15 protein-coding genes are annotated in these 12572 nt (G+C 56.1%); 2 read left to right on the top strand and 13 right to left on the bottom strand.

Annotated elements, in window-relative coordinates; genetic code table 11:
- Window positions 1-119 precede the first annotated feature (119 nt).
- A complete protein-coding gene (locus tag CFB02_RS00785) occupies window positions 120-551 on the top strand; it encodes a tautomerase family protein (RefSeq protein ID WP_088556472.1) in 432 nt (143 codons plus the stop codon).
- Window positions 552-643: 92 nt separating this feature from the next.
- Window positions 644-1390: an NYN domain-containing protein gene (locus CFB02_RS00780; RefSeq protein ID WP_088556471.1), complete on the top strand. Its 747-nt coding sequence runs from the start codon at window positions 644-646 to the stop codon at window positions 1388-1390.
- 441 nt (window positions 1391-1831) lie between these two features.
- Here CFB02_RS00780 and CFB02_RS00775 read toward each other — a convergent pair whose 3' ends face one another.
- From CFB02_RS00775 to urtC, 13 genes are all read right to left on the bottom strand, one after another.
- The gene (locus tag CFB02_RS00775) at window positions 1832-2764 is read right to left on the bottom strand and encodes a DUF4435 domain-containing protein (protein WP_088556470.1); all 933 of its coding nucleotides are present in this window, start codon (window positions 2762-2764) and stop codon (window positions 1832-1834) included.
- The gene (locus CFB02_RS00770; protein ID WP_088556469.1) at window positions 2764-4122 is read right to left on the bottom strand and encodes an AAA family ATPase; all 1359 of its coding nucleotides are present in this window, start codon (window positions 4120-4122) and stop codon (window positions 2764-2766) included. The genes CFB02_RS00775 and CFB02_RS00770 overlap by 1 nt, the downstream gene beginning before the upstream one ends.
- A gap of 371 nt (window positions 4123-4493) precedes the next feature.
- Complete coding sequence (locus tag CFB02_RS00765; RefSeq protein ID WP_088556468.1) at window positions 4494-4679, bottom strand: hypothetical protein; 186 nt, start codon at window positions 4677-4679, stop codon at window positions 4494-4496.
- A gap of 44 nt (window positions 4680-4723) precedes the next feature.
- Entirely contained in the window at window positions 4724-5362 is a 639-nt protein-coding gene (gene ureG / locus CFB02_RS00760) for an urease accessory protein UreG (protein WP_041645525.1), read from the bottom strand.
- A 22-nt stretch (window positions 5363-5384) separates the two neighbouring features.
- Complete coding sequence (locus CFB02_RS00755) at window positions 5385-6098, bottom strand: urease accessory protein UreF (RefSeq protein ID WP_088556467.1); 714 nt, start codon at window positions 6096-6098, stop codon at window positions 5385-5387.
- A complete protein-coding gene (gene ureE / locus CFB02_RS00750; protein WP_088556465.1) occupies window positions 6070-6612 on the bottom strand; it encodes an urease accessory protein UreE in 543 nt (180 codons plus the stop codon). Before ureE ends, CFB02_RS00755 begins: the two co-directional genes overlap by 29 nt.
- Window positions 6613-6660: 48 nt before the next feature.
- Window positions 6661-8364 carry an urease subunit alpha gene (gene ureC, locus CFB02_RS00745; RefSeq protein WP_088556463.1) on the bottom strand — a complete coding sequence of 568 codons (1704 nt, stop codon included), beginning with the start codon at window positions 8362-8364 and terminating at the stop codon, window positions 6661-6663.
- Entirely contained in the window at window positions 8361-8678 is a 318-nt protein-coding gene (locus tag CFB02_RS00740; protein ID WP_053112902.1) for an urease subunit beta, read from the bottom strand. Before CFB02_RS00740 ends, ureC begins: the two co-directional genes overlap by 4 nt.
- A 12-nt stretch (window positions 8679-8690) precedes the next feature.
- Window positions 8691-8993: an urease subunit gamma gene (gene ureA, locus CFB02_RS00735; RefSeq protein WP_008175208.1), complete on the bottom strand. Its 303-nt coding sequence runs from the start codon at window positions 8991-8993 to the stop codon at window positions 8691-8693.
- A 41-nt stretch (window positions 8994-9034) separates the two neighbouring features.
- Entirely contained in the window at window positions 9035-9931 is an 897-nt protein-coding gene (locus tag CFB02_RS00730) for an urease accessory protein UreD (protein WP_088556461.1), read from the bottom strand.
- Entirely contained in the window at window positions 9928-10626 is a 699-nt protein-coding gene (gene urtE / locus CFB02_RS00725; RefSeq protein WP_008175218.1) for an urea ABC transporter ATP-binding subunit UrtE, read from the bottom strand. The genes CFB02_RS00730 and urtE overlap by 4 nt, the downstream gene beginning before the upstream one ends.
- Window positions 10626-11450, bottom strand: a complete 825-nt coding sequence (urtD, locus tag CFB02_RS00720; RefSeq protein ID WP_062781285.1) for an urea ABC transporter ATP-binding protein UrtD — start codon at window positions 11448-11450, stop codon at window positions 10626-10628. Before urtD ends, urtE begins: the two co-directional genes overlap by 1 nt.
- Window positions 11447-12571, bottom strand: coding sequence for an urea ABC transporter permease subunit UrtC (gene urtC / locus CFB02_RS00715; protein WP_062781283.1), 1125 nt, complete (start codon window positions 12569-12571; stop codon window positions 11447-11449). Before urtC ends, urtD begins: the two co-directional genes overlap by 4 nt.
- Window position 12572 lies beyond the last annotated feature (1 nt).

Below are 12572 nucleotides of genomic sequence, written 5' to 3'. Positions count from 1 at the left end.
ATCGGCAGCATAAATCGCCGGGGCCCGGCAGATAAGCGTTGCTATAGTGAAACAAGCCCGTCTCACTCCAATAGTGGCGAGATCCAGTGCAAACGCACAACCTATGACAGGAGTTTCCCATGCCCACTTACACCGTCACGGTCGCGAATCTGTCTCTGTCGCCGCAGCAGAAATCACAGATCGCCGAGGCCATCACAGCTTCCCACAGCGCCCAAACCGGCGCTCCCCGGTTCTTTGCCCAGGTTCTGTTTTCTGCGGCCAATGAGGGCGACCACTTTGTGGGTGGCAGAATGAGCACAGCGCCTCAGGTGTATGTTCACGGCCTGGTGCGGGATGGCAGAAGCATTGAGATCAAACAGGCCCTGATGAGCCAGATGCTTGAACAAATCGCCCAAATCGCGGACATCAAAAATGAAGATGTCTGGATCTATCTGCAGGACATTCCGGCCACCCAGATGATCGAGTTTGGGCGGTTTTTGCCGGCGCCGGGCGATGAGGCTGAGTGGGAAAAGGGAATGTCTCCGGAAAAGCGCGCCAGCTTACCCAAATAACCGCAATAATAGATCTGTCCCGGTTTTCCGCGGTTCTGGCTTTGCTGCTAGTATTCAGAATCACCATCGGAGACAAGGACAGCTCAAGCACGATGAACAGCAACTACAAAATCGCTCTACTCATCGACTGTGACAACGTCAGTCACCAATCCATCGAAGGGGTACTTCAGGAACTCGCCAAATACGGGGCTGTGAACGTGCGCCACGCCCACGGAAACTGGAACGGTCCCCAGCTGGGTGGCTGGATCGAAAAGCTGCACGCTAACGCCATCCGACCGGTTCAGCAGTTTGCCTATACAACCGGCAAGAACGCTACCGATGCCTCAATGATCATTGACGCCATGGACCTGCTCTACAGCGGAAACGTCGATGCGTTCGCCCTCATGACCAGCGATTCCGACTTTACGCCCCTGGTCATGCGAATCCTTGAGGCCGGCCTACCAGTCTTTGGCTTCGGCGAGCGCAAAACCCCAATGCCCTTCGTGAACGCCTGCTCGCAATTCATCTACACAGAGAACCTTCGCGAGGATACTGAGGAACCCGATAACGTCAGCAACGGCGGCACGCCAAAACCAACCGCCGAAACCAAGTGGGGACGGAACAAACTGAGGGGCGACACCTTGCTGGTGCGGACCCTACGAACTGCGGTGGAACAGACGGCTGATGATGATGGTTGGGCCCATCTGGGCAAGGTTGGCCAGTACATTTCCAATAACAGCTCTTTCTCCCCCGTGAACTACGGGTACAAGAAGCTGAGCGATCTTATCCGGGCCAGTGAGCTCTTCGAGATGACAATACGAGATAAGAACGTTCTCTATATCAAAAGTCCGGAAAAATAGATCTGTCCCGGTTTCTCGCTGGACTCTGGTGATGGCCCCCTACAGTGCCCGAAACACCAACATCGTTTCGTAGCTTTCAGTGAAATCACCGGCGACCATCTTAATCTTATTACCTCTCGTGGCTGTCTCCTTGTGCTTGTTTTGGAGCGCTTGGCAACAGTAGCATTGGCGGTGATTAAACGGCCATCAACGGGCTAAAACTGCTTTCTAGGCAAAAGTGTCTCGGAAAATATATCTGCCTAGGTTTTCAAAAGGACGGTTCGTCAAAAAGGTATATCAATTATCAGGATGACACGGCGGTCATACTTACTAATGCCATTGATTGTAAGCCAAACAGTCAAACCCAGCCTAAAGTATAACGCCGGTGGTGACCCAACCTGGCTTTGAGTCACCAAAGACGCCAGAAAGAAACCTGCCTAGATATCGGAAATAATTACATTCCTACGCGTACCCAAACCTGTCCGCGGCATTGCGAAGAAAATCTACAAGACACACGGGGGTGTCAGCATACTGAGAAAGATCTGATAGGACATTACTCTTACTAAGATTCACCCTTACTTTCTTTTTATAGGACACTATCTGACTATCACCCTGAATCTCATTGCAGATCAAACCTAGATACTCTCTGAAGAATTCCAAATAATATTTTCCTCGTACATATTCTTGCCCCCCACGAGCTTCGATTTCCACCTTTGCAGACTCGACCGAATCAACTTTTACTTCTGCCGAATCGGGAAACAGCTCTACCAACTTATCCATGTTGTAATTACTAACAACTGAATCCAGAGAGATATTAACGAACTTTTTTATGTCGTAATTATTAAGATTAAGCTTTACCGAATCATCAATGTAAGACTCTCTAACTTGGCAAAGAATCCAAGCATTAAGCTCCTTTGTTTTATTTAAAAATTGCGACTTCAAAAATAAAAATTTATCAACAATGAAGTCGACATCCTCAGAATTATCGATTTCACACATACCAATCTCATCGACCAAGAACTTCCGCAAAGATTCGACAGACACATATAAATTTTCTATTGAGTAGCACGGGGTAACGTACGTAAACTCATCACCAACATCATCAAAATCAAAATCTCTATCGATAAAATATAATACTTTCGCCGAGGATAAATTTGGATTTGAGCTAACCTTTTCTCTAAGTTTTAGCAAGTTTTCCTTGCCTTTACAGGAAATATTGGTCCGATATTCAGGACTAACTATGCTATCAACCCTAATGCCGTAATATTTCGCATCTTCCCCTTCAAAAACGCATATTAAAACATCCTCTGCCTTTGAGTGTGCTTTAATCAGCCTAGCAAGTCCAACAGCAGTAGCTGAGCGTTTTTCTCTCATATTTTCAGCCCTGCTACTCATCACTCACCTTCCTTGTATTCGATCTTCAAGCTGCCGGTCAAATCATCTAACTCATTATCGAAAACAAATGGAGAGTGAGTGGCTGCCAATAAAAATGAACACTTATTGGATTTCAGAATATCGGTAAGAAGTGTTTCCTGCCACTCGATAGAAAGTGACAACTCTGGCTCATCAAATATGACCGCATATTTTTCAGATTGCTCCAAATACAATTTGGAGAAAATAGAGACCAATTGCTTCTCACCAGACGATAACTTTTCAAGCCCCACAGAGCTATCGTTTCGTTTATTTATTATTTTGATTTCTACCTTATTCTCGTCATATAAAAACTTTTTGTCAACAAGATAACTGTTAGCTACCTTTACAAACTCTTTTATAGAGTCATCCATCTCTTTTTGCTCGTCGTACACATCAATCAAATTACTCAAAACAAAAACAAGCGGATGATAACGCTCTTGCTTTATAGCTTTATTTTCAATAAGAAGTAGAATTCGATCCTTCACTTCCGAAGATATGCTATCGCCTACTCGCGCCAATACGATCCTAAGCGCTTCAGTATTAAATATCTTAGAAAACTGCTCCTCTGTAGCTTGAAAGTCTGTAGTTAACTGAGTAAGCATTTTTCCGTTTAGATTCGTGTAAAGACTAACAGCGGACTCCCTCAGTTCATTTCTTATCCTGTCAAATCGATGTTTTACATCACTCATACCGAATTGAATCAACTGCTCTTTACTCTCAAAATCCTCATCAAAATATCCAAGATTTTTAAGATCTTCTTCGACACGACGATAAGTTGGCAGATAATATACAGGAAAAGGAAAGTTTTTCTTAATTAACTCTTTTTTTTCGTCCAGCTTATCCAAACCGGCATTTAGTGACGGACGACTACGACGGACAACATGACGGAGCCGGTGATAAATATCTCTAGAACTATGATGTGATTTTCGAGTTAGACGTAAAAATGCGGGATGCCTACTTACTCTAATATAAGACTCAGTATCCGACAGCTTCAACAAACTAACTAGATCGTCGGGACTGATAACACTTGTAAAATCGTCAATCGCGGGGTGATCGACCACTTCCAAATATGATCCAGAGGAGACTTCTTCACTATCAATTGTTAAAGAATCACCAGAGGAAAACCTAAGCTCAATGGAATCGAATTCGATTTTAGAAAGCTTGTGGAAATTCATTGACAATAGTGAATAAAGACAGTGAAGAACTGTCGTCTTACCAGACCCATTATCACCAACTAATATTTTTACACCCTCAGTCATTGTAAGGGTAATATCTCTCTCCCCATGAAGATTGAATATCTTTAAAGACTCTATACTAGGTAAAACACCATGAAGTTCCATTTAAAAAAACCCTATAGTTTAATTTTTAATCGAAGTTTCCTATAAAACTATAATCACCCAAAAGGCAGGCAAACGAGGGCAAACTCCCGTCTTCAAAAATACAAGGCGCTCGAGGAGCCTGAGTCTGAAAGAACCTAGACCTTTTTTGGCGTCGATTAGTAGTGCTTTCTGATAGTAAATGCGTCCCTCGCCGACTGAAATACAACTTACCCTAGCCTACCTCAGCTCTCCATGTCTTCTCCACATAGAAAAGTAAATCAAACACGATGCAAAAAAAGCTGCGAGGCAACGCCTCGCAGCTTTTTGTTTTATTGTTACTTTTTGTTCGGCCGACCCAATACTGAGTTGCTTGGGCGCCGCCAATGTGAGCGTTAGTCTTGCCGGTCCCGCTTGTGCCGCATCAGCGCATAGATGCCAATAGCCACAGCCGCACCGGCCGCCAGGAAGTATTCAAAATGCACACCATCGCCAAGGGCTTCGTGGCCGGAATGGCCAAAGGCAACGCCAGAGATCAGAAGCAGGCAGGCAGTCAGAGTCATTCGGTTAGTCAGTTTCATGGTTGTCTCTCCGTCGTTCGTTTAAATCTCAAAATCCGGTGTCTTTAAGCGGTCTCAGCAAGCTTTTCAGGCCGGCGCTCCGGCAACATGCCGCGCTCCAGAATGAAGCTGATAATCGTCTCCAGCCCTACCCCGTCGTACAGGTTGGTGAACACGAAGGGGCGTTCGCCGCGCATTTTCTTGCTGTCCCGCTCCATCACATCCAGGGAGGCGTGCACCTGTTCGGCGATGTCGATCTTGTTGATGATCAGCAGGTCGGATTTGGTGATGCCGGGGCCGCCTTTGCGGGGGATCTTGTCGCCGGCGGAGACGTCGATCACGTACAGGGTGAGGTCGCTCAGTTCCGGGCTGAAGGTGGCGGATAGGTTGTCACCGCCGGATTCCACCAGTACCAGTTCCAGGTTCGGGTGGCGGTTTTGCAGGTCGTCGATGGCCGCCAGGTTCATGGAGGCGTCCTCACGAATGGCGGTGTGCGGGCAGCCGCCGGTTTCCACGCCGAGGATGCGGTCTGCGGCCAGGGCTTCGTGGCGCAGGAGGAAGTCGGCGTCTTCCCGCGTGTAGATGTCGTTGGTCACCACGGCGATGTCGTAGTGGTCCCGCAGGGCTTTGCACAACTGGCGCAACAGGGCGGTTTTGCCGGAACCAACCGGGCCACCCACTCCAACTCTCAGACAATGTGTCATGGCAGATCTCCTCAATTGTTATTCAGCTTCTGAAAAGCCGTGAATACTGTGTTTCGTGCAGGGCACTTCCGAGCGCCAGTCCCGGCAGGATGGGCCCGAGTTCGTGATCGTTTCGTTCCAGGGCCGTGTCCACCGCCACAGCGAGTTGCGGCCGCAGACGTTCGATAATGCGCTGTGCGGCGGTATGGCCGAGGGGCAAAGCCTTGCAGGCCACCGCAAGCTGGTTTTCCAGCCAGGCCCAAGCAAAGCCGAGCAGCGTCTGGCGCACGGGCACAAAGCGTTTGTGGGCGGCCCAGGCGAACATGGTGATGTAGCCGGGCTCTTCCGGAATCAGGTGTGGCTCGGGCAGCAGCTCCAGGTTGCGCAATAGCGTGACGAGGGCGCCGCCAAGGCGGGTGTCTTCGTCGCTCAGTTCGGCGGTTTCCCGGGTGGCGTGCAGCCAGTCGTTCCACTTTGCCAGCGTAATGGCATCGCCTTCGGCCCAGGCGGTCTGCAAGCGCACCAGCAGGGGCAGTTCGCAGCGGCTGAGGCCGTCTTCCAACACGCCTTCAATCCACTGGGCCAGTTCGGCTTCGTTATTCACCCAGCCCAGTTCAAAGGCGCTTTCCAGGCCCTGGGACCAGGCGAAGGCGCCGATGGGCAGTGCGGGGCTGACCAGTTGCATCAGGCCCAGCAATGCCAGGTCGTCCACCTGCGGGGTGGCGGCCTCAGTGGGTGTGTTTATGACTGTGGCCATGGCTGTGCCCGTGGTCGTGATCGTGTGAATGGCCGTGGCCGTGCCCATGAGAATGGCCAGCCTGGGAGTAGGCGCCGGGCTCGGGATCAAACGGGGCGGTGTGGTGTACCACGGTGGCGCCCAGGCGTTCAGCCAGCTCTTCCAGCACGTGATCCGGCGGGAAGCGCACGAAGCTGCCCTGCTCGTCTTCACCAATGGCCAGCGTTACGTGGCGGTTGCCCAGGTGATAGCACAGGCGGGCCAGCGGCTGGCCGGACTTGATGCGCGCCGTCACTACCTGCTCTTCGGCGGCGCGAATGCGTACGATCTCGCCGGTTCTGGCCTGCAGCAGATCGCCGTCCCTCAGAACCGGGCCGCGATCCAGGAACAGGCCTACGTCCACGTTGGTTTCGGTGGTGGCGCGCAGCCGGCCACGGATACGCAGCTCGTAAGGCAGGATCAGGTTGTCCAGAATCTCGCTGGTATCGATGCCGGTGGATTTCACGTCACCGATGCGTTCAATCAGTTCCAACATAACAATGTCCTCTTATCCCCGGCTCAGAACAGCCTTGAGCTGTATTGACTAAAAGAGATGATAGCGCTGAGCCAGCGGCAGCTCGGTGGCGGGCTCACAGGTGAGCAGTTCGCCATCGGCATGCACTTCGTAGGTTTGCGGGTCCACAGTGATGTGCGGGCACGCGTCGTTCAGTTTCATGTCGCCCTTGCGCACGTCACGCACGCCCTTACAGGCGGATAACGGGCTGTCCAGGCCAAGCTCTTTGCCAACACCGGCATCAATCGCCGCCTGGCTCACAAAGCTCAGGCGGGTGGCACTGGCGGCCTTGCCGAAGGCGCCGAACATCGGCCGGTAATGCACTGGCTGGGGCGTGGGAATCGAGGCGTTCGGGTCGCCCATGGGCGCGGCGGCAATCATGCCGCCCTTGAGAATGGTGGCCGGCTTCACGCCGAAAAACGCCGGGCTCCAGAGCACCAGGTCCGCCAGCTTGCCCACTTCCACGGAACCCACTTCATGGGCGATGCCATGGGTGATGGCCGGGTTGATGGTGTACTTGGCGATGTAGCGTTTGGCGCGCAGGTTGTCGGCGCCCAGGTCTTCGTCCTCCGGCAACAGGCCGCGCTGCTGTTTCATCTTGTGGGCGGTCTGCCAGGTGCGGCACACCACTTCGCCCACGCGGCCCATGGCCTGGGAGTCGGAAGCGATCATGGAGATCACGCCCATGTCCTGCAGGATATCCTCGGCGGCGATGGTCTCGCGGCGGATGCGGGAGTCGGCGAAGGCGACGTCTTCCGGGATGTTCGGGTCCAGGTGGTGGCACACCATCAGCATGTCCAGGTGTTCGTCGATGGTGTTCACGGTGTAGGGCCGGGTCGGGTTGGTGGACGACGGCAGCACGTAATCCTTAGAGCAGGCGGTGATGATGTCCGGTGCGTGGCCGCCGCCGGCGCCTTCGGTGTGGTAGGTATGGATGCAGCGCCCCTTGAACGCGGCCAAGGTGTCTTCCACAAATCCGGATTCGTTCAGGGTGTCGGTGTGGATCGCCACCTGCACGTCGTATTTGTCCGCCACCGTGAGGCAGTTGTCGATGCTGGCCGGGGTGGTGCCCCAGTCTTCATGCAGTTTCAGACCGATGGCGCCGGCCTGGATTTGCAGTTCCAGGGATTCCGGCAGGGAGGCGTTGCCCTTGCCCAGGAAGCCGATGTTCATGGGCAGGGAATCCACCGCCTGGAGCATCTTGCCAATGTGCCAGGGGCCCGGCGTGCAGGTGGTGGCGTTGGTGCCCGTGGCCGGGCCGGTGCCGCCACCGAGCATGGTGGTAATCCCACTCATCAGCGCTTCTTCCACCTGCTGGGGGCAGATGAAGTGGATGTGGGCGTCAATGCCGCCGGCGGTGAGGATTTTGCCCTCTCCGGCGATGATTTCAGTGCCGGGGCCGATCACGATGGTCACGTCCGGCTGGGTGTCCGGGTTGCCGGCTTTGCCAATGGCGGCGATGCGGCCTTTCTGGATGCCCACGTCGGCTTTGACGATGCCCCACCAGTCGAGAATCAGGGCGTTGGTGATCACGGTGTCCATCACTGCCGAATCGGCGCGCTGGCTCTGGCCCATGCCGTCGCGGATAACCTTGCCGCCGCCGAATTTTACTTCGTCGCCGTAGTGGGCGGCGTCGCTTTCCACTTCAATCCACAGGTCGGTGTCGCCGAGCCGTACCCTGTCGCCGGTGGTTGGGCCGTACATGTCGGCGTAGGCTTGTCGGGTAATTTTCATTTCTGGCCCTCCAGTTTGCCCATGACTTCCTGCCGGAAACCGTAGATTTCACGGCCGCCCGCGAACGGGATCAGCGTTACTTCGCGGCTCTGCCCGGGTTCGAAGCGGATGGCTGTGCCGGCCGCCACATCCAGGCGGTAGCCACGGGCCTTGGCGCGGTCGAAATCTAGCGCCGGGTTGGCTTCGGCAAAGTGGTAGTGAGAGCCGATCTGGATCGGGCGGTCGCCGGTATTGGCCACCTCTATCTGGATGCGCTCACGGCCTTCACAGAGTTCGATGTCGCCGTCTTTGAGCTGGTATTCACCTGGAATCATGGCGTCTGCTCCTTAGACAATCGGGTTGTGGACAGTGACGAGCTTGGTGCCATCGGGGAAGGTGGCTTCCACCTGCACTTCGTCGACCATTTCGGCGATGCCGTCCATCACGTCATCACGGGTGAGGACTTCGGTGCCGGCGGTCATCAGCTCCGCCACGGTACGGCCCTCGCGAGCGCCTTCCATGATTTCGGCGCTGATCAGGGCCACGGCTTCCGGGTAGTTGAGCTTCAGGCCTTTGGCTTTGCGGCGCTCGGCCAGCAGGGCTGCGGTGAACAGCAGCAGTTTGTCTTTGTCTCTTGGCGTTAATTCCATCGTTGTTTGCTCCGTTGATCGCGTCGCATTCTGCTTGTTATTCAGGTCAGCCAGATTCGGGGAACGCTGGCAGGCTGGCCGGTGAGTCTTGGTCTGATCAGTTCCCAGGCTTGCTGGCACAGCGCCCAGGCTTCGTTTCGTTCCTGCCCCAGGTAGCGCAGCAGCACCACACCCCTTCGGCGGGTCACCGCCCAGCGGTGGCTTTCCGGCAAGGTTTCCCTGAGTTGCTCAATGGCGGCGGCTTCGTCGTCCAGGCCAACCACCCAGAGGGTTGCCTGTACGGTGGCGCCGCCCTGGCCCCAGTGGCCTTTGAACCTGGCGTGGTCCGGTTCCATAAGCTGGCGTTCCAGCCACAGGGGGCGGCCGTCCATCAGCAGGCGGAATTTCTGCTCCAGGTGGCCCGAGACAAACGGCAGATTGCTGGCCGGGCGGCCGAGGGCGAGGATTTCCCAGCCGATGCATCGGGCGCCGGCTTCCAGTTCGATGGTGGTGCTCTGTTCGCCCCGGGAGCCATCAAACGCCAGGGTTTCCTGGGGCAGGTATTCGAGAATGCCGCCCTGCTCCACCTTCAGCCGGGTGTGCTGGGCCCAGGCCACGCCGTGGCTGTCGGCCTTGTAGAGCTTGGCCGCCGCTGGCGTGGTCAGCAGGGTGTGTGAGTCTTTACCTACCCGAGCCTCGATACTGAGAGCATCGCCACTCACCAATCCGCCCGGCGGATGCAGCAGGTACACGTGGCAGCAGCCATGGCGGCCTTCCGGATAGAAGGGACGTTGCACCCGCAACGGGCCTTTATGGCGCACGTGGGTCATCCGGGTGGCGGTGTTGCTGCCATCCGGCCGGGCGTCGAAGCCCAGGGCAATGGACGCGGCCCAGTGCCGACCAGCGTCGAAACGGTGGCCGGAGTCGTGGGCGGGTTCGATGCGTTCAAAAACCGTCATACCGTCAGGTGCTTCTTGATGAGTTCATCGGTCAGGCCGGCAATCTCGTCTTCCGCCACCCGGCGACCCCGGTCGAGGATGGCAAACCGGTCGGCATACTTGCGGGCGAACGGAAGCTTCTGTTCCACCAGCAACACGGTCAGGCCGTCTTCCTCGATGAGCTTGCGGATTACCTCGCCAATCTGGGCCACGATGTTGGGCTGGATGCCCTCACCCGGTTCGTCGAGGATAAGCAGGCGCGGCTCGATCACCAGGGCGCGGCCGATGGCCAGTTGCTGCTGCTGGCCGCCGGAGAGGTCACCGCCGCGGCGGTGGCGCATTTCCTTCAGCACCGGGAACAGTTCGTACACCCGCTCGGGGATTTTCTTGCTGCCGTCCTTGCGCACGGCCAGGCCGGTGCGCAGGTTTTCTTCCACGGTCAGCAGCGGAAAGATCTGCCGGCCCTGGGGCACGTAGCCAATGCCGAGGCGGGAGCGGTCTTCCACTTTCTTTTTGGTGAGTTCCACGTCGCCGGCGAATTCGATGCTGCCGCTTTTGGTGGTTTCCTCACCCATGATGCATTTCATCAGGGTGGTCTTGCCCACGCCGTTGCGGCCCATCACGCAGGTGCACTGGCCCTGGGGCACATCCAGGTCCAGATCCCAGAGGGTGTGGCTTTCGCCATAGAACTGGTTGAGCTTTTCAATCTTCAGCATCACGCCTCCTCCCCGAGATACACCTTGATCACTTCCGGATCGTTGGAGACCTGGTCCATGGAGCCTTCGGCCAGCACGCTGCCCTGGTGCAGAACGGTCACCTTGCGGGCGATGGAGCGCACGAAGCCCATATCGTGCTCCACCACCACCACCGACTGTTTGCCGGCGAGGCTGGTGAGCAGTTCGGCGGTGCGTTCCATTTCCTGCTCGGTCATGCCCGCCACCGGTTCGTCCACCAGCAACAGCCGGGGTTTCTGCATCAGCAACATGCCGATTTCCAGCCACTGTTTCTGGCCGTGGGAGAGGATGCCGGCAAGGCGGTCGCGCAGGGATTCCAGGCCGATCATCTCCAATACTTCGTCGATGCGGTCGCGGTATTCGGCTTTCATGATGGCGGTGAGCGTGGGGAACACCCGCTTGTCCGTCGCCATGGCCAGCTCCAGGTTTTCGAACACGGTGAGCGCTTCAAACACCGTGGGTTTCTGGAACTTGCGGCCGATGCCCAGGCTGGCGATGTCCGGCTCGTTCATGGTGAGCAGGTTGTGGCGGCTGCCAAACCACACCGAGCCGGTGTCGGGCCGGGTTTTACCGGTGATGATGTCCATCATGGTGGTTTTACCCGCGCCGTTAGGGCCGATGATGCAGCGCAGCTCGCCATCGTCGATGGTGAGGTTGAGGTTGTTGATGGCCTTGAAGCCGTCAAAGCTCACGTTCACGTCTTCCAGGTACAGGATCGGCCCGTGGCGCACGTCCACCGGGGACTGCACCTGGGTCAGAAACTCGAACACATGCTCGCGGTCAGTCAGCTCCTGAAAAAAGCTCATACAGTCGCCTCCTGCGCGGTGGGGGTATCGTCATCTTCCCTGGCTTTCCGGCGCTTCTGCAGCAGCCCGGCAATGCCCTTGGGCAGGAACACGGTTACCAGCACGAACAGGCCGCCAAGGGCGAACAGCCAGGCGTCCGGCATGATGCCGGTAAACACGGTTTTGGCGTAGTTCACCAGAATGGCCCCGATCACCGCGCCGTAGAGGGTTGCCCGGCCACCCAGGGCCACCCACACCACGATCTCGATGGAGAACAGCGGCGAGAATTCGCTGGGGTTGATGATGCCTACTTGAGGCACATACAGAGCGCCGGCCACACCCGCCAGCATGGCGGAGACCACGAACACGAACAGCTGCACCCGCTCCACCCGGTAACCCAGGAAGCGGGTTCGGGCTTCGGCATCCCGGCAGGCCACACTCACCCGGCCCAGCTTGCTGGTCACAATGCCCCGGCAAATCACGTAGCCAATGGCCAGGGCGATACCGGTGGCAATGAACAGCCCGAGGCGAGTGGCGTCGGTACGCAGGTTAAAGCCGAGAATGTCTTTGAAGTCAGTGAGGCCGTTGTTGCCGCCAAAGCCCATCTCGTTTCGGAAGAAGGCCAGCATCAGCGCGAAGGTAAGCGCCTGGGTGATGATGGAGAGGTATACCCCGGTTACTCGTGAGCGGAACGCCAGGAAGCCGAACACCAGCGCCAGCAGGCCCGGGGCCAGCAGCACCATGATGAAGGCAAACCAGGCCATGTCGAACCCGTGCCAGAACCAGGGCAGCTCCTGCCAGTTCAGGAACACCATGAAGTCCGGCAGGATCGGGTCGCCATACACGCCGCGATCACCAATCTGGCGCATCAGATACATGCCCATGGCATAGCCGCCGAGGGCAAAGAAGGCGCCATGGCCCAGGCTGAGGATACCGAGGTAACCCCATACCAGGTCCACCGCCACCGCCAGCAGGGCGTAGCAGAGGTATTTGCCAAGCAGCGTGACGGTAAAGGCGCTCACGTGCAGGGCGCTGTCCTGGGGCATGAACAGGTGAAGGAAGGTCACCAGCACCACGGCCGAGAACAGCACGCCGAGAAAGATTTGGGTTGAACGTTCCTGTAAGGGTCTTGTTAACCACATA

The organism is Marinobacter sp. es.042, assembly GCF_900188315.1.
Lineage (GTDB): Bacteria > Pseudomonadota > Gammaproteobacteria > Pseudomonadales > Oleiphilaceae > Marinobacter.
This window is presented reverse-complemented; position numbering and strand designations above follow the sequence as displayed.